The sequence below is a fragment of the Streptomyces sp. NPDC058326 genome (assembly GCF_042879855.1).
Taxonomy (GTDB): Bacteria; Actinomycetota; Actinomycetes; order Streptomycetales; family Streptomycetaceae; genus Streptomyces.
In genome coordinates this window covers 50,158-70,731 of record NZ_JBHVZO010000021.1, presented here as the reverse complement: position 1 = coordinate 70,731, position 20,574 = coordinate 50,158, and the positions used below count along the sequence as shown (strand labels likewise).

General features: G+C 71.2%; 24 protein-coding genes and 1 tRNA gene. 18 read left to right on the top strand and 7 right to left on the bottom strand.

Going from position 1 to position 20,574, the window contains the following annotated elements; genetic code table 11:
* Positions 1–173: 173 nt before the first annotated feature.
* From ACFVYX_RS30280 to ACFVYX_RS30265, 4 genes are all read left to right on the top strand, one after another.
* A complete protein-coding gene (locus ACFVYX_RS30280; RefSeq protein ID WP_389684672.1) occupies positions 174–734 on the top strand; it encodes an RBBP9/YdeN family alpha/beta hydrolase in 561 nt (186 codons plus the stop codon).
* Positions 735–1,008: 274 nt separating this feature from the next.
* Positions 1,009–1,944 (top strand): prolyl aminopeptidase, encoded by a 936-nt coding sequence (gene pip, locus ACFVYX_RS30275; RefSeq protein ID WP_389684671.1) that lies wholly within the window; start codon positions 1,009–1,011, stop codon positions 1,942–1,944.
* 42 nt (positions 1,945–1,986) lie between these two features.
* On the top strand, positions 1,987–2,598 hold the full coding sequence (locus ACFVYX_RS30270) for an HhH-GPD-type base excision DNA repair protein (RefSeq protein ID WP_389684670.1): 612 nt from the start codon (positions 1,987–1,989) through the stop codon (positions 2,596–2,598).
* Positions 2,599–2,713: 115 nt separating this feature from the next.
* Complete coding sequence (locus ACFVYX_RS30265; protein ID WP_389684669.1) at positions 2,714–4,267, top strand: M28 family metallopeptidase; 1,554 nt, start codon at positions 2,714–2,716, stop codon at positions 4,265–4,267.
* Between the two features lie 85 nt (positions 4,268–4,352).
* Here the strand turns inward: ACFVYX_RS30265 and ACFVYX_RS30260 are convergent, their stop codons facing one another.
* Entirely contained in the window at positions 4,353–5,981 is a 1,629-nt protein-coding gene (locus ACFVYX_RS30260; protein WP_389684668.1) for a helicase HerA-like domain-containing protein, read from the bottom strand.
* A gap of 97 nt (positions 5,982–6,078) precedes the next feature.
* Between ACFVYX_RS30260 and ACFVYX_RS30255 the strand changes: the two genes are divergently transcribed.
* Together ACFVYX_RS30255 and ACFVYX_RS30250 are read left to right on the top strand one after the other, a co-directional pair.
* The gene (locus tag ACFVYX_RS30255; protein WP_015034993.1) at positions 6,079–6,375 is read left to right on the top strand and encodes a type II toxin-antitoxin system VapB family antitoxin; all 297 of its coding nucleotides are present in this window, start codon (positions 6,079–6,081) and stop codon (positions 6,373–6,375) included.
* 117 nt (positions 6,376–6,492) lie between these two features.
* Positions 6,493–7,122 carry a LytR C-terminal domain-containing protein gene (locus tag ACFVYX_RS30250; protein WP_389684667.1) on the top strand — a complete coding sequence of 210 codons (630 nt, stop codon included), beginning with the start codon at positions 6,493–6,495 and terminating at the stop codon, positions 7,120–7,122.
* A 124-nt stretch (positions 7,123–7,246) separates the two neighbouring features.
* Here the strand turns inward: ACFVYX_RS30250 and upp are convergent, their stop codons facing one another.
* A complete protein-coding gene (upp, locus tag ACFVYX_RS30245; RefSeq protein ID WP_266894353.1) occupies positions 7,247–7,882 on the bottom strand; it encodes a uracil phosphoribosyltransferase in 636 nt (211 codons plus the stop codon).
* 93 nt (positions 7,883–7,975) lie between these two features.
* On the opposite strand from upp, the gene ACFVYX_RS30240 reads away from it, so the two are divergent.
* The 8 genes from ACFVYX_RS30240 (at position 7,976) to ACFVYX_RS30205 (ending at position 12,900) form a co-directional block, all read left to right on the top strand.
* Positions 7,976–8,173, top strand: coding sequence for a hypothetical protein (locus tag ACFVYX_RS30240; RefSeq protein ID WP_389684666.1), 198 nt, complete (start codon positions 7,976–7,978; stop codon positions 8,171–8,173).
* 284 nt (positions 8,174–8,457) lie between these two features.
* Entirely contained in the window at positions 8,458–8,994 is a 537-nt protein-coding gene (locus ACFVYX_RS30235) for a hypothetical protein (RefSeq protein ID WP_389684665.1), read from the top strand.
* Between the two features lie 158 nt (positions 8,995–9,152).
* Complete coding sequence (tadA, locus tag ACFVYX_RS30230) at positions 9,153–9,581, top strand: tRNA adenosine(34) deaminase TadA (RefSeq protein WP_389684722.1); 429 nt, start codon at positions 9,153–9,155, stop codon at positions 9,579–9,581.
* 67 nt (positions 9,582–9,648) lie between these two features.
* Positions 9,649–9,733: transfer RNA gene (locus tag ACFVYX_RS30225), tRNA-Ser, on the top strand.
* 481 nt (positions 9,734–10,214) lie between these two features.
* Positions 10,215–10,379 carry a hypothetical protein gene (locus ACFVYX_RS30220; RefSeq protein ID WP_384101564.1) on the top strand — a complete coding sequence of 55 codons (165 nt, stop codon included), beginning with the start codon at positions 10,215–10,217 and terminating at the stop codon, positions 10,377–10,379.
* 10 nt (positions 10,380–10,389) lie between these two features.
* The gene (locus ACFVYX_RS30215) at positions 10,390–10,683 is read left to right on the top strand and encodes a Dabb family protein (RefSeq protein WP_356539818.1); all 294 of its coding nucleotides are present in this window, start codon (positions 10,390–10,392) and stop codon (positions 10,681–10,683) included.
* A 212-nt stretch (positions 10,684–10,895) separates the two neighbouring features.
* Positions 10,896–11,741, top strand: a complete 846-nt coding sequence (locus tag ACFVYX_RS30210; RefSeq protein ID WP_389684664.1) for an RNA polymerase sigma factor SigF — start codon at positions 10,896–10,898, stop codon at positions 11,739–11,741.
* A 235-nt stretch (positions 11,742–11,976) separates the two neighbouring features.
* Positions 11,977–12,900, top strand: coding sequence for an RNA polymerase sigma factor SigF (locus tag ACFVYX_RS30205; RefSeq protein ID WP_389684663.1), 924 nt, complete (start codon positions 11,977–11,979; stop codon positions 12,898–12,900).
* 325 nt (positions 12,901–13,225) lie between these two features.
* Here the strand turns inward: ACFVYX_RS30205 and ACFVYX_RS30200 are convergent, their stop codons facing one another.
* Positions 13,226–13,348 carry a hypothetical protein gene (locus tag ACFVYX_RS30200; protein WP_389684662.1) on the bottom strand — a complete coding sequence of 41 codons (123 nt, stop codon included), beginning with the start codon at positions 13,346–13,348 and terminating at the stop codon, positions 13,226–13,228.
* Between ACFVYX_RS30200 and ACFVYX_RS30195 the strand changes: the two genes are divergently transcribed.
* Positions 13,347–13,802 (top strand): hypothetical protein, encoded by a 456-nt coding sequence (locus ACFVYX_RS30195; RefSeq protein ID WP_389684661.1) that lies wholly within the window; start codon positions 13,347–13,349, stop codon positions 13,800–13,802. The genes ACFVYX_RS30200 and ACFVYX_RS30195 overlap by 2 nt on opposite strands.
* Here the strand turns inward: ACFVYX_RS30195 and ACFVYX_RS30190 are convergent.
* Positions 13,789–14,727, bottom strand: a complete 939-nt coding sequence (locus tag ACFVYX_RS30190) for an oxidoreductase (protein WP_389684660.1) — start codon at positions 14,725–14,727, stop codon at positions 13,789–13,791. The genes ACFVYX_RS30195 and ACFVYX_RS30190 overlap by 14 nt on opposite strands.
* Positions 14,728–14,827: 100 nt before the next feature.
* On the opposite strand from ACFVYX_RS30190, the gene ACFVYX_RS30185 reads away from it, so the two are divergent.
* A complete protein-coding gene (locus tag ACFVYX_RS30185; protein WP_389684659.1) occupies positions 14,828–15,499 on the top strand; it encodes a TetR family transcriptional regulator in 672 nt (223 codons plus the stop codon).
* Positions 15,500–15,596: 97 nt separating this feature from the next.
* Here ACFVYX_RS30185 and ACFVYX_RS30180 read toward each other — a convergent pair whose 3' ends face one another.
* On the bottom strand, positions 15,597–15,836 hold the full coding sequence (locus ACFVYX_RS30180; protein ID WP_389684658.1) for a hypothetical protein: 240 nt from the start codon (positions 15,834–15,836) through the stop codon (positions 15,597–15,599).
* Positions 15,837–16,025: 189 nt separating this feature from the next.
* Here ACFVYX_RS30180 and ACFVYX_RS30175 point away from each other — a divergent pair, with 189 nt between their 5' ends.
* Both ACFVYX_RS30175 and ACFVYX_RS30170 read left to right on the top strand, forming a co-directional pair.
* Positions 16,026–16,469, top strand: coding sequence for a MarR family winged helix-turn-helix transcriptional regulator (locus ACFVYX_RS30175; RefSeq protein ID WP_389684657.1), 444 nt, complete (start codon positions 16,026–16,028; stop codon positions 16,467–16,469).
* 15 nt (positions 16,470–16,484) lie between these two features.
* On the top strand, positions 16,485–18,089 hold the full coding sequence (locus tag ACFVYX_RS30170; RefSeq protein WP_389684656.1) for an MDR family MFS transporter: 1,605 nt from the start codon (positions 16,485–16,487) through the stop codon (positions 18,087–18,089).
* A gap of 81 nt (positions 18,090–18,170) precedes the next feature.
* Here the strand turns inward: ACFVYX_RS30170 and ACFVYX_RS30165 are convergent, their stop codons facing one another.
* Both ACFVYX_RS30165 and ACFVYX_RS30160 read right to left on the bottom strand, forming a co-directional pair.
* Positions 18,171–18,941, bottom strand: a complete 771-nt coding sequence (locus tag ACFVYX_RS30165; protein ID WP_389684655.1) for a TetR/AcrR family transcriptional regulator — start codon at positions 18,939–18,941, stop codon at positions 18,171–18,173.
* A 35-nt stretch (positions 18,942–18,976) separates the two neighbouring features.
* Complete coding sequence (locus ACFVYX_RS30160; protein ID WP_389684654.1) at positions 18,977–20,518, bottom strand: MFS transporter; 1,542 nt, start codon at positions 20,516–20,518, stop codon at positions 18,977–18,979.
* Between the last annotated feature and the right edge of the window lie 56 nt (positions 20,519–20,574).

Here is a 20,574-nt window from a genome sequence, read left to right as displayed (position 1 = left end):
CGCCCCACCCAACCGGTCGAGCGCGGCGACACACTGACGGCACGTCGCCTGTGGGAGTACGTGGGCGGCTGACGTCCGCTCCGCGCCGCCATGGAGCAGCCGGGGGACGTACGCCCGTCCACCCCCTGAAACCCATCTGGACCCGGCCGCCGCGTGGAACGCAGGATCACGCCATGACCACCTATCTGATCCTGCACGGCTACCAGAACCACCGCCCGCCCGGCCACTGGCAGCACTGGCTCGCCGGGGAGCTGCGGGGGCGGGGGCACGAGGTGCGGTATCCGCAGCTGCCCGCGCCCGACGCGCCCGTTCTCGGGGAGTGGCTTGCCGCCCTTGAGCAGCACGGAGAGCGGCCGGCCGAGGGCGAGTTCGTCGTCCTCGCGCACAGCCTGTCCGTGCTTCTCTGGCTGCGGGCGGGCGGACGCAGGCCGGACGCCGACCGGGTGCTGCTCGTCGCCCCGCCGTCGCCGCCCGTGACCGCGTCGATCCCCCCGATCGCCGCGTTCGCCGACGGGCTCGACCTGGCGGAGACGGGCCTCGAGGCGCGGCTCGTGTACGGCGACGGCGACCCGTACTGCCCGGAGGGCGCCGACCTGCACTACGGCGTCCCCCTCGGCCTGGACCTGGTCCACGTACCGGGCGGCGCGCACCTCAATCCCGACTCGGGGTACGGGGAGTGGGCGTCGCTGCTCGAGTGGTGCGAGGACCCGGCGGTTCGGATCGAGGGCCGCTAGGGCCTGTCTGACAATTCGCGCCGGATCAGGCCGGGTCGTTCGGTGCGTGCGATCGGCGTGCGGCCGGGACGCCCTCGTAGCGGAGCTACTTGGGCGTTTCGGCCGTGCGGCGAGCGTGCGTGCCGGGCGGGCCGGACCCGGCGGGAATTGTCAGACAGGCCCTAGGGCGGTGGACCCGCCGGTTCGCGGGGGATCCCCGGCCGGCCTGCGTGCTCGGCGTCGGGGGCCGAAAACGGCTCCGCATCCGCCGTTCTCCGTCGGTAGGCTCGGCCGGATGTACCCCGAGACCGCAGCGTACGACCAGGGCCTGCTCGACGTGGGCGACGGCAACCGTGTCCACTGGGAGGTCTCCGGCAACCCGGCCGGCCGGGCCGCGCTCGTCGTCCACGGCGGGCCGGGCTCCGGGTCGTCCCCGAGCAGCCGGCGGTACTTCGACCCCGAGGCGTACCGGGTGGTCCTCTTCGACCAGCGCGGCTGCGGACGCTCCACCCCGCACGCGAGCGACCCCGCCGCCGACATGGCCGTGAACACCACCGCGCACCTGGTCGCCGACATGGAGCGGCTGCGCGAGCACCTCGGGATCGACCGGTGGCTGCTCTACGGCGGCTCCTGGGGCTCGACCCTGATCCTGGCGTACGCGGAAACCCACCCCGAGCGGGTCTCCGCGATCGTCCTGAACGGCGTGACCACCACCCGCCGCTCCGAGATCAACTGGCTGTACGAGGGGGTCGCCCGCTTCTTCCCGGAGGCACACGAGCGCTTCAGGGCGGGGGCCGCGGGCACCGACGGCCTCGTCGCCGCCTACGCCGCCCTCATGAACCACGCCGACCCCGCCGTACGGCGGAAGGCCGCCGCCGACTGGTGCGCCTGGGAGGACGCCGTGCTCTCCCTGGAGGGCATGGGCACCCCGTACACCGACCGCGTCGACGACACCCGGCTCGCCTTCGTGCGGATCTGCTCGCACTTCTTCGCGCACGGCGCCTGGCTGGAGGAGGGGGCGCTGCTCCGGGACGCCCACCGGCTCGCCGGCATCCCCGGTGTCCTCGTCCACGGCCGGGCCGACCTCGCCGGCCCCCTCGGCACCGCCTGGGAGCTGGCGCGCGCCTGGCCGGACGCCGAGCTGCGGGTGGTCGAGGGCGCCGGTCACCTGGGCGGCGCGGAGACCCGGAGGCACCTCCTGGACGCCCTGGACGGCTTCGCGAAGGAATGAGTCCACCGGGCGAGCGGGTCGCCCGGGCGGGATGATCGGGGTATGAGTCCCGAGATCCATCTCGCCCAGCAGCCGGAGGCCGACGCACTGCTCGGCCGGTCCCCGCTCGCCGCGCTCGTCGGCATGCTCCTCGACCAGCAGGTCCCGATGGAATGGGCCTTCTCCGGGCCGTACACCATCGCCACCCGGCTCGGCGCGGACGATCTCGACGCGCACGAGATCGCCGCCCGGGACCCGGAGGAGTTCGCCGCGCTGCTCTCCGAGAAGCCCGCCGTGCACCGCTACCCGGGGTCGATGGCCCAGCGCGTACAGCAACTGTGCCGGTTCCTCGTCGACGAGTACGGGGGCGACGCCGAGGCCGTCTGGGCCGGTGCGGCGACCGGCAAGGAGCTGCTCGCGCGGCTCCAGGCGCTGCCCGGCTTCGGGAAGCAGAAGGCGCAGATCTTCCTGGCCCTGCTCGGCAAGCGGTACGGCGTGCGGCCCACGGGGTGGCGGGAGGCGGCGGGCCCGTACGGCGAGGAGGGCGCTTACCGCTCGGCCGCCGACATCACCGGGCCGGAGTCACTGGCGAAGGTGCGGGCCCACAAGCAGGAGATGAAAGCGGCCGCGAAAGCGGCGAAAGCCGCCGAGGATCCCAAACCCTCCGGGAATTGACCCGTCCAGATTTCAATCCTGCTTCATGGGACAGGAATTGTGGAGAAGGTGTTCACAGAAGGCCTGGCGAATGGCTAACTTCCCCTCAACCTCGTCCGTAACGGGAAGGACTTCTGTGAACGCTACCCAGCGCCGGGCCGCGGCCATTCTGGCCGCCGCCGCCCTCGCCACCCCTCTGGTCCTCTCCTCCCCCGCCACCGCGGGGCAGGACCCGGCGGCCGCACCCGCCCGCGACGCCGCCAAGCTGGCGAAGAAGCTGGTCCGCGAAACCTCCGCGCAGGACGCCTACAGGCACCTGCAGAAGTTCCAGGCGATAGCCGACTCGGCCGGCGGCAACCGCGCCGCCGGCACGCCCGGGCACGACGCCTCGGCCGCGTACGTGTACGCGCAGCTCAAGAAGGCCGGTTACGACGTCTCGTACCAGAAGTTCGACTTCATCTACACCGAGACGCTCACCGAGAAGGCCTCCGTCGTCGCCCCCGCGCCCCGGACGCTCGACGTCAAGGCGATGACGTACACCAAGTCCACCCCCGTCGGCGGCATCACCACCGACCTCGTGGCCGTGCCCGTCGACGCCGACGGCACCACCGGCTGCGAGCCGGCGGACTACGCCAGTGACACCTTCACCGGGAAGATCGCGCTGATCAAGCGCGGCGGCTGCTCCTTCGCCATCAAGCAGCAGCAGGCCGCCGCGGCCGGTGCCGCCGCCGCCGTCATCTACAACAACGTCGAGGGCGTCCTCTCCGGCACCCTCAGCGAACCGGCCGCCGGCAAGATACCGACCGGTGGTCTCACCCAGGCCGAGGGCGACAAGCTCGCCGCCGACCTCGCGAAGGGCCCCGTCTCGCTCTCCCTGGAGATCCGCCAGCTCCAGGAGAAGCGCGTCACCAACAACGTCATCGCGGAGACCAGGGGCGGCAACGCCGCCAACACCGTGATGCTCGGCTCGCACCTCGACTCCGTCACCGCAGGCCCCGGCATCAACGACAACGGCTCCGGCTCCGCGGGTCTCCTCCAGGCCGCCCTGGAACTCGCCCAGTCGAAGGACAAGGTCCGCAACAAGGTCCGCTTCGCCTGGTGGTCGGCGGAGGAGAACGGCCTCCTCGGCTCCAAGCACTACGTGGACACCCGCACGGCGCTGGACAAGAAGGAGATCAAGCTCTACCTCAACTTCGACATGATCGCCTCGCCGAACTACGGCCTGTTCGTCTACGACGGCGACAACTCAGACAACGTCGGCGAGGACGCGGGACCCGAGGGCTCGGCCCAGCTGGAGCGGGACATCACCGACTTCATGGACAAGCGCGGGGTCCCGCACGAGGGCACCGACTTCACCGGCCGCTCCGACTACGGCCCGTTCATCGGGGTCGGCATCCCCTCCGGCGGCACCTTCACCGGCGCCGAGGGCGTCAAGACCGCCGCCCAGGCCGCCAAGTACGGCGGCGAGGCGGGCGTCGCCTACGACGTGAACTACCACGCGGCGGGCGACGACCTCGACAACATCCACATGACGGCCTTCGACGTGAACATCGACGTCATCGCCAACGCCGTGGGCACCTACGCCCACGACATCTCCTCCCTGCGCAAGCCGGTCGTCTCCGTGCCCACCGAGGGCGACGCGGGCAGCGGCGGCGGCCTGCACGACGACCACCACGAGGTCACCGAGTAGTCACCACCACCCCGGCCACCCGCGCCGGAGGGCGGCCGAGGGCTGTCACCTGCGCCGGCGGGCGGTTACCTGCGCCGGCGGGCTGTCACCTGCGCCGGCGGGCCGTCCCGAAGAGCGAGCGGCTGATCTCCCGGCCCAGCTGGGTGCCGATCGACCGGGCAAGGGACGTGAAGATCCCGCTGCCCACCACCTGTTCGGCGAGCGAGGGCTCCTCCTTCTGACGAGGGGCCCTCGTGTCCGTCCCGGCGGCCTCCGCCCCGGCCTTCTTCCCGGCCTCCCGCGCCGCCGCCGCTTCGAGCGCCGCCGCCTCCGCCGCCCGCTGCTCGGCCGTCAGCCTCTCGTACGCCGACTCCCGGTCCACCGCCTCCGCGTACCGGCCGAACAGCGGCGAAGCCCTCACCGCCGCGTCCAGATCCGCCGCGCCGATCGGGCCCATCAGCGACTCCGGCGCCCGCAGCCGGGTCGCGGCCACCGGGGTCGGAGCGCCCTTCTCGCTCAGTACGGTGACCACCGCCTCGCCCGTACCGAGGCCCGTGAGCACCTCCTCCAGGTCGTACGGCGACTTCGGGAAGGTCCGTACGGTCGCCTTCAGCGCCTTGGCGTCGTCCGGGGTGAAGGCGCGCAGCGCGTGCTGCACCCGGTTGCCGAGCTGGGCGAGCACGTCCGAGGGAACGTCCTTCGGCGTCTGCGTCACGAAGAACACGCCGACCCCCTTCGAGCGGATCAGCCGCACCGTCTGGGTGATCGCCTCCAGGAACGCCTTCGACGCCCCGCTGAAGAGCAGATGCGCCTCGTCGAAGAAGAAGACCAGCTTCGGCTTCTCCAGGTCGCCGACCTCCGGAAGGTCGTGGAAGAGGTCCGCGAGCATCCACATCAGGAACGTCGAGAAGAGCTGGGGCCTGTCCTGCACCGATGGCAGCTCCAGGACCGAGACGATCCCGCGCCCGTCCGCCGCCGTCCGCAGGAGCTCGGCCGTGTCGAACTCCGGCTCCCCGAAGAAACCGCCCGCTCCCTGCTGCTCGAAGGCCGTGAGCGCCCGCAGGATCACCCCGGCCGTCACCGTCGAGAGCCCGCCGATCCCCTTCAGCTCCGCCTTCCCGGTGTCCGACACCAGGAAGGCGACCACCGCCCGCAGGTCCTTGAGGTCCACCAGCTCAAGCCCCTTGGAGTCGGCGTAGTGGAAGATCAGGCCGAGCGACTGCTCCTGCGTCTGGTTGAGCTGGAGCACCTTCGAGAGGAGTACGGGGCCGAAACCGGTCACCGTGGCGCGCACCGGGATGCCGGGGCCGATGCCCCCGAGCCCGTAGAACTCGCAGGGGAAGCCCGTCGCCGCCCAGCCCTGCCCGACCTGGGAGGCCCGCTCACGGACCTTCGCGCCGTCCTCGCCGGGGGCCGAGATGCCGGAGACGTCGCCCTTGATGTCGGCGAGGAAGACCGGCACCCCGTGCGCGGACAGCTGCTCGGCGATCAGCTGGAGCGTCTTGGTCTTGCCGGTGCCGGTCGCGCCGGCCACCAGGCCGTGCCGGTTGAGGACGGGCAGCGGGATGCGGACCGGCGCGTCCGGGTGACAGGCGCCGTCCCAGAGCAGGGCCCCCAGATCGAGTGCCGCGCCGTCGAAGGCGTATCCGGCGGCGATCTCGGCGGCGGGCCCGGCCAGGGCGGCCGGGGCTTCCGGGGCCTTCCCCGGCTGCTCGCTCTGCTCGCTCTCGCTCATGACGGCACCCCGATTTCCCTTATGTCACGGTTCGCACCAGCTTCCCACCGTCCTCGCCTGGCTGCGCCGGGAGCCGCTCGCCCGGTAGGCTTTCCGTGTGATCTTCAAGCGCATCGGAAACGGAAAGCCGTATCCCGACCACGGCCGGGAAAGCACCCGGCAGTGGGCGGACGTCGCCCCGCGCCCGGTCCGCCTCGATCAGCTGGTCACCACCAAGGGCCAGCTGGACCTGGAGACGCTGCTCGCCGAGGACTCCACCTTCTACGGCGACCTCTTCGCGCACGTCGTGAAGTGGCAGGGCGATCTCTACCTCGAGGACGGACTGCACCGCGCCGTCCGCGCGGCGCTCCAGCAGCGCCAGGTGCTGCACGCCCGCGTCCTGGAAATGGACTGAGACGGCGCCCCACCGGCCCGCTCCCGCTGACCCTTTCGGGGTCAGTTCGCCCCCATCCGGACGCGATCACATGATCATCAAGTAGGCATCGCCGACGGGCGGCATTACGCTGCGTTCATGAGCATGCTCACTCCCCCCGGAATGGGCGGAAAGTACCGCATCACGGGGGATGTCTACCCGCGCATGCGCCGCCCCCACCGTCGGCGCAGGATCGTCCTCGCGGCCGCCGCGGCCGTGGTCGTGCTCGGCGCGGCCGGCTGGGGCACCCTCCAGCTCGTCGACGTCTTCTCCGGCGACGAGGGGAAGAAGACGACCGCCGGGAAACAGGCCGACTGCAAACCCGTCGCCCGGGCGACGGCCCCACCCGCCGCCGCCTTCCCCAAGCCCGCCCAGATCACGGTCAACGTCTACAACGCGACCCCGCGCAGCGGGCTCGCCAAGTCGACCGCGGACGAGCTCAAGAAACGCGGCTTCAAGATCGGCAAGGTGGGGAACGCGCCCGCCGCCTACGACAAGAAGGTCCCCGGCGCCGGCCTGCTGCTCGGCGCCACGACCGCCACCAAGGGCGCCTTCCCGGTCCTCGGCACCCAGCTCAAGGGCGCCACGACCAAGACGGACACCCGGGCCACGGCGGACGTCGACCTGATCATCGGCACCGCCTTCAAGACCCTGACCCCGAAAGCGACGGCGGACGCGGCCCTGGTCACCCTGACCAAGCCCGCGCCCGTACCGACAGGAAAGTGCTGAGGGAGCTGTTCGGCGAAACCGGCGGTGCCTGTTCGGCGGAGCCGACGGTGCCCCGCTCGGCGAAGCCGACAGCGCCCTGTTCGGCGGAGCCGACAGCGCCTTGCTCCGCGGAGCCGACCGTGCCCTACTCGGCGGAGCCGTACATGCGGTCGCCCGCGTCGCCCAGGCCCGGAACGATGTAGCCGTTCTCGTTGAGACGCTCGTCGACCGAGGCCGTCACGACGGTGACGGGGGTGCCCGCGAGCTCCCGCTCCATGACCTCGACGCCCTCCGGGGCGGCGAGGAGCACCACCGCGGTCACGTCGTCCGCGCCGCGCTTGATGAGCTCCTGGATCGCCGCGACCAGCGTGCCGCCGGTCGCCAGCATCGGGTCCAGGACGTACACCTGGCGGCCCGAGAGGTCCTCGGGCATCCGCGTGGCGTAGGTCGACGCCTCCAGCGTCTCCTCGTTGCGGATCATGCCGAGGAAACCGACCTCGGCCGTCGGGAGCAGCCGGACCATGCCGTCGAGCATGCCGAGCCCGGCGCGCAGGATCGGGACCACCAGCGGACGCGGGTACGACAGCTTCACGCCGGTCGTGGGCGTGACGGGGGTCTCGATGTCGACCTGCTCGGTCCGGACGTCCCTGGTGGCCTCGTAGGCGAGCAGGGTGACCAGCTCGTCGGAGAGCCGGCGGAAGGTCGCGGAGTCCGTGCGCTTGTCGCGCAGAGTGGTGAGCTTGTGGGCGACCAGCGGGTGATCGACGACGTGGAGACGCATGACTCAACAGTAGCCCGCCGCGCACTGGCATCCACCCACGCAGGTGGGGGAAGGTGGAGGACACGGGGACCCAGCGATGGGGCGGAGTGTCCGATGCCCGACCTTGCACAGAAGCGTGGCGAGCCCCCCGAGGAACCTCGCCCGGAGACCGACACGGAGCGCCGCAGGCGCCGCGCCCAGTTCCTCCGCGAACTGAACGAGGCCAAGGCGCTGCGCGAGCGCGTCCAGCCGAGACGCGCGCGGGCCGCCCGGATGCGCCAAGCCATGCGGATGCGCACCTTCCGCTGGTGAGGGCCCCGCCGGGACGTGGTGCGGCCCCACCCGGACGCCACGCCCGGACCTCGGGGGTTGTCGTGCGGATCCGCCGCTCCGCGTCCTCCGTCCGGCCCGTTGTGCGCCCCCTCCGTGCGCCGGGGTCGCACGCCCACCCGATCGCGGGGTCGTTCAGACTGATGCACGACGCAAGAGCCGAAGACCTCTCCTGTGGGCGCCGTTTCTGTCACGATGCCGATTGGGCGGGGCATCAGGAGCGCGCCGCCGGAACGTCACACCTCTGATCAGTGGGAGAGAGTCAGGTGTACTTCGCCGCACTGCTCGCGCGCACCGAAGACGGGTGGGAAGCGAGCGACACGGAGCTCGACGACGTGGAGACCCTGTCGGATCTGACCGAGCTGGCCCGCGAGGCCTCGGACGACGACACGGTGATCGTCTTCATCGAGCAGGAGGACGCGTGGTTCGGGATCGTGCGGGTCGAGGGTGAGGAAGACCCTCGTATCTACGTCTCGGACGCCGCCGCCGCCGCCCGTTCCTCGTACGGGGAGATCCTCACCCGGGAGATCCTCGGTGACGACCTGGACGACATCGTCGACGAGCTCGAGTCGCTGGACCTGGACGGTACGGAGGACGGGGAGCCGCTCGACGGCGCCACGGACGACGACGAGGAGGACACCGGCGTCGCCGCCGAGGCCGTGCCGGCCGCGCCGGTCGGCGACCGGCTGATCCTGGCCGACCTCGGCATGGCGCCGGCCGACCTGCTGACGCTCGACAGCGACGCCCTCTCGGCGATCGCGGACGCCCTGGGCGCGGCCGAGGTCCTGGAGGCCGTCCGCTAGTGGCATCCGCGGTACCTGTCCCCGACCCGACGAACGGCCCTCCGGGGAGGCCCGGTGGCCCGCCGCGGGGCGGGCCACCGGCCGACCCCGTACGGGACGTGGGCGCCGACCCCGTACGGGACGCGGCCGATCCCGTACGGGACCCCTGGCGGGAGGCCATGCGGCTCGCGCTCGCCGAGGCGGAGGCGGCCATGTCGGCCGGTGACGTACCCGTCGGCGCGGTCGTGCTCTCCCCCGACGGCTCGGTGCTCGCGCGCGGGCACAACGAGCGGGAGGCGACCGGCGATCCCACCGCGCACGCCGAGGTGCTCGCGCTCCGCCGGGCCGCCCTTGCGACCGGCGAGTGGCGCCTGACGGGGTGCACGCTCGTCGTGACCCTGGAGCCGTGCGTGATGTGCGCGGGCGCGCTCGTCCAGTCGCGGGTCGAGCGGGTGGTGTTCGGCGCTCCGGACGAGAAGGCGGGCGCGGCCGGTTCACTCTGGGACCTCGTACGGGACCGCCGGCTCAACCACCGCCCCGAGGTGATCCACGGCGTGCTCGGCGAAGAGTGCGCGCGGCAGCTGACGGCCTTCTTCCGCACCCGCTGACCCCGGCTCCCACCTGCGCCGGGATACGGATTTCATCGCAGCGGCAGTTTCGGCTAAGCTCTCTCTCGGTAGCGTGTCCGAGCGGCCGAAGGAGCTCGCCTCGAAAGCGAGTGTGGCGCAAGTCACCGAGGGTTCAAATCCCTCCGCTACCGCTTCGATCGAAGGGCCCGGCGCATCAGCGCCGGGCCCTTCGGCGTGTCCCCGGGCGGCTTCGGCGTACATCCCCCCTCCCCGGATCCCCCCCGTATCCCCCTCCGCGCGCCCCGGCCCATGAGTGCCCGTCCGAGGGCGCGCACGCGAAAGGCCCCGTCCACGCGGGTGGCGCGGACGGGGCCTTCTCCGTAGGACGGGGGGAGCGGCATCGGGGGGACAAGCCGCTCCCCCCCGATGAGAACCGGTCCTCAGGTCCTGCGCCGCGATCAGGGGGGAAGCTCGCGGCGCGGACCCCGCAGTGCGGGCCGGTTCCTGGAGCCCTCCGGATTCCTGCCTGATCCGCCGGGCTCGACATCCATCCTGCTCGCCCGTCACCCTTCCGGGGGGCGGCAAAAGGCCTCGATCTCCGGGCCCTTGGTCCATAAAGGCTCGGTTAGAGTGGCGCGGTCGTACGGCGGGGGAACTGGGGAGGGCTGGTCAGTGGTGCAAGCGAAGAAGGCCGTGCTGTACGCGGTCTCGGTCTTTGTGCTGTACACGATCGTCACGTCTCCGGAGCGGGCCGCCGATCTCGTGCAGGTAGGGTTCGAGGGCATTGCCAGCGCCGCCCAGGGAGTCGGTCAGTTCATGACCGAACTCATCAATTAGGAGTCCCTCCGTGATCCGCCATCTGGTCCTGTTCAAGCTCAACGACGGCGTCGCCCGCGACGAGCCGCGTGTCGTCGCGGGTGTCGAGGCGTTCCGCGCGCTCGGCGGTCAGATCCCGGAGCTGAGGTTCTGGGAGTGCGACTGGAACATCACCGACCGGCCGATCGCGTACGACTTCGCCATCAACTCGGCCGTCGAGGACACGGACGCGCTCCAGCGGTACCTGGAGCACCCCGCGCACCAGGCGGGCGTCGCCCAGTGGCGCGAGTTCGCCACCTGGGTGATCGCGGACTACGCCTTCTAGCCCTCGTTCGCCCCGGGGCCCCCTGCCGTCGAGGCGGGGGGCCTTTTCCGTGGGTGACCTCCCCTTTTTCCACCATCATGCCCTCAACACGTCACTATGCGGTGCTTGCACACAGTGGACATGTCTTGTGATGCTATGACCGCTTTTGACGGATGAGTTGACCGTAGTTGACCCAGTCGACCAGCAAGACCAGCCAAAGGGGTGGCGTGAACGTGCCGGCCAGTACAGCACCTCAAGTCCCGCCCCAGCACGAGGCAGGCGGCCCGGAGACCCCGCGCGCCCGGCCCCAGAGCACCCGCGGCGCCGACACCCGCGCCCTCACCCAGGTGCTCTTCGGGCAGCTCAAGAACCTGGAACCGGGCACTCCGGAGCACCACCGGGTGCGCGGGGCCCTCATCGAGGCCAACCTGCCCCTCGTGCGGTACGCGGCGGCCCGCTTCCGCTCCCGCAACGAGCCGATGGAGGACGTCGTCCAGGTCGGCACGATCGGCCTGATCAACGCCATCGACCGCTTCGACCCCGACCGGGGCGTGCAGTTCCCCACCTTCGCCATGCCGACGGTCGTCGGGGAGATCAAGCGGTACTTCCGCGACAACGTCCGCACCGTCCACGTCCCGCGCCGGCTGCACGAGCTCTGGGTCCAGGTGAACGGCGCGACCGAGGACCTGACGACCGCTCACGGCCGCTCCCCCACGACGGCGGAGATCGCCGAGCGGCTGCGGATCGGCGAGGACGAGGTGCTCGCCTGCATCGAGGCGGGACGCTCGTACCACGCCACCTCACTGGAGGCCGCACAGGAGGGCGACGGGCTGCCCGGACTGCTCGACCGGCTCGGCTACGAGGATCCGGCCCTCGCCGGGGTCGAGCACCGCGACCTCGTCCGGCATCTGCTCGTGCAGCTGCCCGAGCGCGAGCAGCGGATCCTGATGCTGCGCTACTACAGCAACTTGACCCAGTCTCAGATCAGCCAGGAACTCGGCGTCTCACAGATGCATGTGTCAAGGCTCCTCGCCCGCAGCTTCGCACGTTTGAGATCCGCAAACAGGATCGAGGCGTAACCGGAACGGGTAGACCGGTTCGGAGCAGTTCTCGCGCACCCCAAATGCCGCACACCCCTTGTTTCCTGCGGAAATGCCCACTCCCCGTGTCGACAAGTCACTACAGCGTGTTGCCGACATGTGACATTCTGCTGGAACCGAGTTTGCCGCAGCCCCGCCGCCGGTATTCAGGTGGAGGCTGCGTTCCTCAGATGGTCGCGGCCACCGCGACCGTCCGCGACCTCAAGGGGGTGGCATGTCCACAGAACTGGGCAGCTCGAAGGTGCTCACGCTCACGCCCGTTTCCGTGCCCACGCAGACGACGGCGCCGACCGCGACCGGGCCCGTGGAGGCCGCCGCGAGCGCCGACACCTCGCCTCCGCCCATGGTCGTCACGTCGGGAGCCCTCGACACCCGCACCCTCTCCCGCTCCCTCTTCCTGCGGCTGCGCGCCCTCGACACCGAAGGCGCCGCCGCGGACAGCCCGGAGCGGACCTACGTCCGCGACACCCTCATCGAGCTCAACCTCCCCCTCGTGCGGTACGCGGCGGCCCGCTTCCGCTCCCGCAACGAGCCGATGGAGGACATCGTCCAGGTCGGCACCATCGGCCTGATCAAGGCGATCGACCGCTTCGACTGCGAACGGGGCGTGGAGTTCCCGACGTTCGCGATGCCGACGGTCGTCGGCGAGATCAAGCGCTTCTTCCGTGACACCTCCTGGTCGGTGCGGGTCCCGCGCCGGCTCCAGGAACTGCGCCTCGCCCTCACCAAGGCGAGCGACGAGCTCGCGCAGAAGCTCGACCGCTCGCCCACCGTGCCCGAACTCGCGGCCGTCCTCGGGGTGTCGGAGGAGGACGTCGTCGACGGCCTCGCCGTGGGCAACGCGTACACCGCCTCCTCGCTCGACTCCCCCTCGCCCGAGGACGACGGCGGCGAGGGCTCGCTGGCCGACCGCCTCGGCTACGAGGACACGGCGCTCGAAGGCGTCGAGTACCGCGAGTCGCTCAAGCCGCTGCTCGCCAAACTGCCGCCCCGCGAGCGGCAGATCATCATGCTGCGCTTCTTCGCCAACATGACCCAGTCGCAGATCGGCGAGGAGGTCGGCATCTCGCAGATGCACGTCTCGCGGCTGCTCACCCGCACCCTCGCCCAGCTGCGCGAGGGTCTCATCGCCGACTGAGTTCCGCGAAGGGCTCCCTTCTTGACGGTTCGTCAGACAGACTGGCGGTCATGAGGCGAAGGAAGCCCGGACTCGTAGCGGTGGCGCTCTGCCTCGGCGGGGCGCTGACCGCCTGCGGCGGCGGAGGAGACGGCGAGGGGTACGCGGCGGTGGGCGCCGGCCCCTCACCGGAGGGCGCGGTCACGCCCTCCGGGGCGGTCACCCTGGTCCCCCTGGACAGCCCGAGTGCCAGCGGTACGACGTCCAGCACGTCATACCCGTCCCCGGCCCCGGACCACCCGGACCGGAACCCGGCCACGGGCGCCGGCTCAGGACCCTCTCCGGCTCAGGCCCCGGCCCCCGCCCCTGGACCGGTCACATCGCCGACGGCCGGTGCGTCCGGTTCCTCCGGCGCTTCCGGGTCCTCCGGGTCCTCCGGGTCCTCCGGGTCCTCCGGGTCCTCCGACATGGACGGGAGTACGGGACCGCCTACGGGGTCGAGTACGGCTCCGGCCCCGCGCCCCGGCGGCAGCGCTCCCCCTCCTACCCCTTCCCCACCACCGCCCGTCCGGCCCGCGCCCGGCACCGGCACACCCTCGCCGCCCCCGACGCCCGGGCCCGCCCTGCTCACCGTCTCCGCCCCCGTCCTCGCGGACGGGGAACGGCGCTGGTGCGAGCGGGTCACCGTCACCTTCCGGAACAGCGGCGGCACACCGGCCCGCTCCGGAACGGTCACCTTCGCCACCCACGTCATCGGCGCCCTCGGCGTCCACTGGGCGACGCTCACGTCCAGCCAGCCGCTGCCCGCGCCGATCGCGGCAGGAGCGGCGCGGACGGAGACGTACACCGTGTGCGTGGACTCCTGGCGGGTTCCGCTCGGGATGCGGATCGACACCCGGAAGGTCTCCGCTACCTGGCGGTGACGGGGAAGCTCACCTCGGCCAGGCGCTCCGAGAGGTCCCACAGCGTGCGGCCCGTCCCGGGGTCGGCCGCCGCGGTGGAGAGACGTACACGCGTGGGCGCGCCGCGCAGCTCACCCATGCCGTCGGGACCGATGAACTCGCCGCCCTCCAGGCCCGGTTCGGTCGCCGCGTACAGCTGCGGCAGCGCTCCCCGCTCGGGGCGCTGGGCGAGCAGGGGATTGCCGATGCGGCCGAAGACCAGCTTCACGAGACCGGAGGTGTCCCGGGTCTGGAGGCGGGTCGCCGTGTAGCCGGGGTGGGCGAGGATGCTGCGGACCGGGCTGCCTGACGCGCTCAGGCGCCGGTGCAGTTCCTGCCCGAAGACGGCGTTGGCGAACTTGGACTGGTTGTACCAGGCCATGGGCGTGTAGCCGCGGTCGCCCGTGAGGTCGTCGAGGCGGAGGCTGCCCTGGCGGTGGTTGATCGAGCTGACGGTGACCACCCGGGGGTCCCGTCCGGCGGCGAGCAGGTCGAGCAGCAGCCCGGTGAGCGCGAAGTGCCCGAGGTGGTTGACCGCGAACTGGACCTCGTTGCCCTGGGGGCTCAGCGTGCGGGGCGGCGCCATCACGCCCGCGTTGTTGACGAGGACGTCCAGGCGCGGGTGCTCCTCGCGCAGCCGGCCGGCGAAGGCGCGTACCGAGTCCAGGTCGGCGAGGTCCAGCGGGCGCACGGCGAGCAGGTCCGGCGCGATCCCGGCCGCGACGAGCTCGTCGACGGCCCGGCGGCCCTTCTCCCCGTCCCGTACGGCGAGGATCACGCGGCCGCCCCGGCGGGCGAGCTCCCTGGTGGTGGCGAGGCCGAGGCCGCTGTTGGCCCCGGTGACGACGAAGAGCCGCCCGGTCTGGTCCGGGATCCGGTCGGCGGTCCAGCGCTGCTTCTTGGTCATGCGACACACGTTGCCGCTGATGTCACCGAGTGTCAAGTGTGCGTCTGCACGACATGAAGGTGTCCTGGTGCCATCGAAGGCACCGCGTTACGATTCCCCCGTGAGCAACCGCCCCGAAGTCCAGCCCGGCCCCGGCCGGGCCCCCGGCCAGGTTCCCGGCCCCGCCTCCAGCAGCCTGGCCCAGCGCAAGCGTCAGCTCGTCGCGACCGAACTCACCGAGGCGGCCCTCCAGCTGCTCGCCCTCAAGGGCTTCGACGCCGTCACCGTCGACGAGATCGCGAGTACGGCAGGGGTCTCCAAGCGGACCTTCTTCCGGTACTTCGCGTCCAAGGAGGACGTGGTCGTCCAGTTCCTGGCCGACATGGGCGCCGACATGCGCGCGGGCCTCGCCGCCCGGCCCGCCGGGGAGCGCCCCTCCGAGGCGCTCCTGCACGCGGTCTCCGTCCCCCTGACGATCTGCGACGACCACGCCGACCGGGCCCTGCCGGTGGTCCGGCTGATCCTGCGCACCCCCGCCCTGCTCGCCCGCTTCCTCGAGCACCAGGCGCGATGGCGAGAGGACCTGACGGAGGAACTGGCGGCACGCCTGGGCCGCGACCCCCGGGCCGACCTCTACCCCCGGCTGGCCGCGGGCATGGCGCTCGCCGCCTTCGACGCCGTACTGCACCGGTGGAGCGAGGGCGAGGGCGCCGACGGCTCCGCGGAGCCGGGCGCCCTGATCGGAGAGGCCTTCGCGGTGCTCGCACCCGCCCTGGACGCCGACGCCCCCTGAGCGCACACCTCGTTCCCTCCGCGCGCGAAAAGAACGGTGGGCCGGGTCCGCGTGACGCGGATCCGGCCCACCGGGGCATGGGGAACGGGGGGAGCGGTCAGCGCAGCGCCAGCCAGGCGGCCACCGCCACGACGACGATCACCGCGACCACGCCCACGATCAGGCCGACCTTCGGGCCGCCCGAGGAGGCCACGGCCTGCGGCTGCAGCTGCTGCGGGGCGCCCTCGTCGACGAAGGCGCGGAACATCTGGGTGTTGCCGGCGGGGTCGTAACCCTCGGGGCTCTGCCCCTGAGGGGTCGGGCCCTGGCCGTACGGTGCTTGGGGGTTGTGTGCCATGGGCCGGACCCTAGCGAAGTAGGGGTGAGGGGCCCAAGCCCACCGCTCACATCCCGCCCCCGACCCACACCGGCCCCACACCTCGGCCGCCTTTGCCGATTCTTTAGCGCCGTTTGACCGTTTTAGTTTGCCTGGAGCAACCATCCATCTCTATGGTTGCCCTAAGCAACGACATCCATGGAGTGCCTGATGGACAGAGGCAATCGGTACGAGAACCTCGCCCGCCAGGTGAGTGCCATCGGAGCGGTGAAGCGCGGACTCGCGCGGACCCTGCCGGCCGAGTGTCCCGGCGGATCCGCGGCCGTCCTCGCCCTGCTCCACCGGCACGGCGACATGCGGATCGGCCGGATGTCCGAGCTGCTGGCCGTCGACATGTCCGTCAGCAGCCGTCATGTGGCCCACACCGTGGACCGCGGATGGGTCGAGCGACTGCCCGACCCCGCCGACAAGCGCTCCCGCATCCTGCACCTGACCCGGGCGGGCGAAGACATGCTCGCCGTCCTCGACCGACGGCTGACCGACATGCTCGCCCGCACCCTCGCGGAGTGGTCCGACGACGACGTCGAACTGCTCACCCGCCTGCTCGCCCGACTCCGCGATTCCTTCGGGGACTGCCGGGCCCACCACGCTTGAGAACGAAGGAAGTTGATGGCTACGACGACCACACCAGAGACCGGTGTGCGCGGCGGCAGCGCCAAGGAGGGGGACCTCGCCTCCGGCGGCGCCCCGATGACGCACAAGCAGATCATGGAGGCGCTGTCCGGGCTGCTGCTCGGCATGTTCGTCGCCATCCTCTCCTCGACGATCGTCTCCAACGCACTCCCCCAGATCATCACCGACCTGGGCGGCGGCCAGTCCGCCTACACCTGGGTGGTCACCGCGGCACTGCTCTCGATGACCGCGACCACCCCGCTCTGGGGCAAGCTCGCGGACCTCTTCTCCAAGAAGCTGCTCGTCCAGATAGCCCTGATCATCTACGTCGCGGGCTCGATCGTCGCCGGCCTCTCCCAGAGCACCGGCATGCTGATCGCCTGCCGTGTCGTCCAGGGCATCGGTGTCGGCGGTCTGACCGCCCTCTCCCAGATCATCCTGGCCGCGATGATCGCCCCGCGTGAGCGCGGCCGGTACAGCGGCTACCTCGGCGCCACCTTCGCCGTCGCCACCGTCGGCGGCCCGCTGCTCGGCGGTGTCATCACCGACACCGACTGGCTCGGCTGGCGCTGGTGCTTCTACGTCGGCGTGCCGTTCGCGTTCATCGCGCTCGTCGTCCTGCAGAAGACCCTCAAGCTCCCGGTCGTGAAGCGTCAGGTCAAGGTCGACTGGGCCGGTGCCTTCTTCATCAGCGCCGCCGTCTCCCTGCTCCTCATCTGGGTCACCTTCGCGGGCGACAAGTACGACTGGATGTCCTGGCAGACGGCCGTGATGGTGCTCGGCGCGGTCGCCCTCGGCGGGATCTTCGTCCTCGTGGAGTCCAGGGCGAGCGAGCCGATCATCCCGCTCCGCCTCTTCCGCAACCGCACGATCACCCTCGCCTCGCTCGCCTCGCTGTTCGTGGGTGTCGCGATGTTCGCCGGCACGGTGTTCTTCAGCCAGTACTTCCAGCTGGCGCGGAACGAGTCGCCGACGATGTCCGGCGTCCTCACCATCCCGATGATCGCCGGACTGTTCGTCTCCTCCACCGTCTCCGGTCTGGTCATCACCAAGACCGGCAGGTGGAAGGCGTGGCTGGTCAGCGGTGGCGCCCTCGCCGCCGGCGGACTCGGTCTGCTCGGCACGATCCGCTACGACACGGCGTACTGGCACATCGCGCTGTTCATGGCGGTCCTCGGCCTCGGGCTCGGCATGATGATGCAGAACCTGGTGCTCTGCACCCAGAACCAGGTGGCCCCCGCCGACCTCGGCGCCGCCTCCTCCGTCGTCACCTTCTTCCGCTCCCTCGGCGGTGCGATCGGTGTCTCGGCGCTCGGCGCGGTCATGGCCCACCGGGTCACGAGCTACGTCAAGGAAGGCCTGGCCGACCTCGGCCCGAAGGCAGCGGGCGCCATGGGCCAGGGCGGCTCGGGCGGCTCCATCCCCGACATGGACAAGCTGCCGGCCCCGATCCGTACCGTCATGGAGGACGCGTACGGACACGGTGTCGCCGATGTCTTCCTCTACTCGGCGCCCTTCGCGCTGCTGGCCTTCGTGGTGACCCTGTTCATCAAGGAAGTCGCCCTCAAGAGCAGCTCGGCGAAGGGCTCGGAGGAAGGCTAGAGAGACTCCCGGCCGCGCTTCGAGCGGAGGCGCGGCCGGGTCGGGTACGGAGCGGCGGGCAGGGGACGGCCCGCCGCTCCGTCATGTCGATGTTTCACGGGAAACCATGGTCTCGATGCCGGCGATCAGCACGTCGAGGGCGTACTCGAAGTCGCGGTCCCAGATCTCCGTGACGCTGCCGTGCGAGGCCCGCTCGTCGAGGATCTCCGCCATGGGTTCGATGGCCTCCACGAAGCCCGGATTCTCGCGGAAGGCCTTGACGGACTCCACGTAGAAGTCGTCCTGCGACATCCCGGCCTCCGCAGCACGCCGCCCGAACTGGGACTCGATCGTCCCGTAGCCGTACACGAACTGGAAGACCGCCGACGTCGCGCTGGGCTGACGGTCGATCGGCAGGCCGGTGCCCCCGATCGCCTCCTGGATCTTGCCGCCGACGGCGATCGCGTGCGGGCCGATGTTCAGGTACTGCCCGGCGCTCGGTGACATCCACGGGTGCCGGACGAGCATCCGGCGGTATTCCAGGGCGAGCGTCCGGATCATGCCCCGCCAGCCGTCTGCGGCGTCGACCGCCGCGAGGTCGAACTCGCCGTAGACGCTGTCCATGGCGAACTCGATGATGTCGTCCTTGGTGTCCACGTACCAGTACAGGGACATGGCGGTGACGTTGAGCTCGGCCGCGAGCTTGCGCATCGACAGATGGGCCAGGCCCCCCTCGTCGAGCATCCGGATCGCGGCGGCGACGATCCGGTCCCGGTCGAGCCCGGCCGGACCGCCGCCGCTGCGGGGAGCCCTCACCTCCAGCCAGACGCTGGAACGCGCCGGGTTCTTGGCCCGGTCTGCTGCCTTGACCATCGCGTTCCTCCGTCTGTCAGCGGTCGGCCCCCATGCTATGCAGCCGCCTTGTCGGTCTGCTCCGCCCGCTGCCGCGCCGCCGCGGCCTCCGTCCGCTCGGCCCGCTTGAGCAGGGCCGCCGCCACCAGACCGCCGGCGAAGACGGCGATGGCTCCCACCAGCTGGCTGGTCTGGAGGCCGGAGGCGAAGGCGTCGGAGATCGCGGCTCGTTCGGTGTCGCTCCCGGCCGCCGCGAGGGCGGCAGGCAGCGAGCTCGCGGTCACGGCGACGAGCGCGGCGAAGCGGGCGTTGAGCACGGCGCCGAGGACGGCGACGCCGAGGCCGTTGCCGAACTCGGCGAGGGTGCCGTTGATGCCGGCGCCCACACCCGCCTTCTCCGGTGGGATCGCGCTCATGATCGCGTTGGCCATCGCCGGGGAGGAGACGGCGATGCCGCCGCCCATGAGGACCAGGCCGAGCAGCATGCCGGCGTAACTGCCGTCCGTGCCGCCGCCGAGCAGCGAGATCGAGGTCAGACCGGCGGCCACCAGGGTCATGCCGAGGACGACGGCGGGCGGGGTGCCCAGCTTCATCACGATCTTCGGGCCGATGCCGGTCAGGTTGAGACCGACGATCGTCAGCGCGAGCGGCGCCATCCGCAGACCGGCCTCAAGGGGCTCGTAGCCGAGGACGAACTGCAGGTGCTGGGTGAGCAGGAAGAGCGAGCCGCCCATGCCGAAGACGACGAGGAGCGAGCCGCCGATGGCGCCGATGAACTTCTGGTTCCGGAAGAAGTGCATGTCGAGCATCGGGTACGGGGTCCGCAGCTCCCACAGCGCGAAGGCGCCGAGACCGGCCACCCCGATCAAGGCCGGGACCAGCACCGGGGCGGAGACCCAGCCGTGCTCGGGACCGCTGATGATCGCGTACACGACGGCGGTCATGCCGATGGTCGAGAGCAGTGCTCCCAGCAGGTCGGGGCGCTCACCCTGCGGGTTCTTGGACTCCGGGACCAGCTTGAGGACAGCGACGAGCGCCACGACGGCGACCGGGATGTTGATCAGGAAGATCATTCCCCACCAGAAGTGGTTCAGAATCACGCCGCCGATCAGCGGGCCGCCCGCGAAGCCGAGTGAGGCGACGGTCGACCAGAGGGCGATGGCCTTGACCCGCTCGGAGTCGTCGAAGATCTGCATGACGACGGCGAGGGTGGTGGTCATGAGGAGCGCGCCACCGACGCCCATGCCCGCCCGTGCGGCGATCAGCTGGGCGGTGGACTCGGCGAGTCCGGCGGCGAGCGAGCCGAGGCCGAAGAGCGCGAGGCCGAGGGCGAGGAGCTTCTTGCGGCCGTAGCGGTCAGCCGCGTTGCCCGCGGTGAGGAGCAGGCCGGACTGGACGAGCGAGTACGCGTTGATCATCCACTGGATGTCGGTGGTGGTCGCGTGGAGTTCCGAGGTCAGCGAGGGGATGGCGACGCTGAGCACGGTGTTGTCGAGCAGCACGGTGAGCTGGGCGAGGCAGATGACGCCGAGGATCAGCCAGCGCTGGGGGTGGCCGCCGGTGGCGGCCGGTTCGGTCGCGGCGGTCGTCGCCGTCATGGGCAGGGCTCCTTGTACGGTGTACGGGACTAAGGCTCGTACACCGTACAAGGACT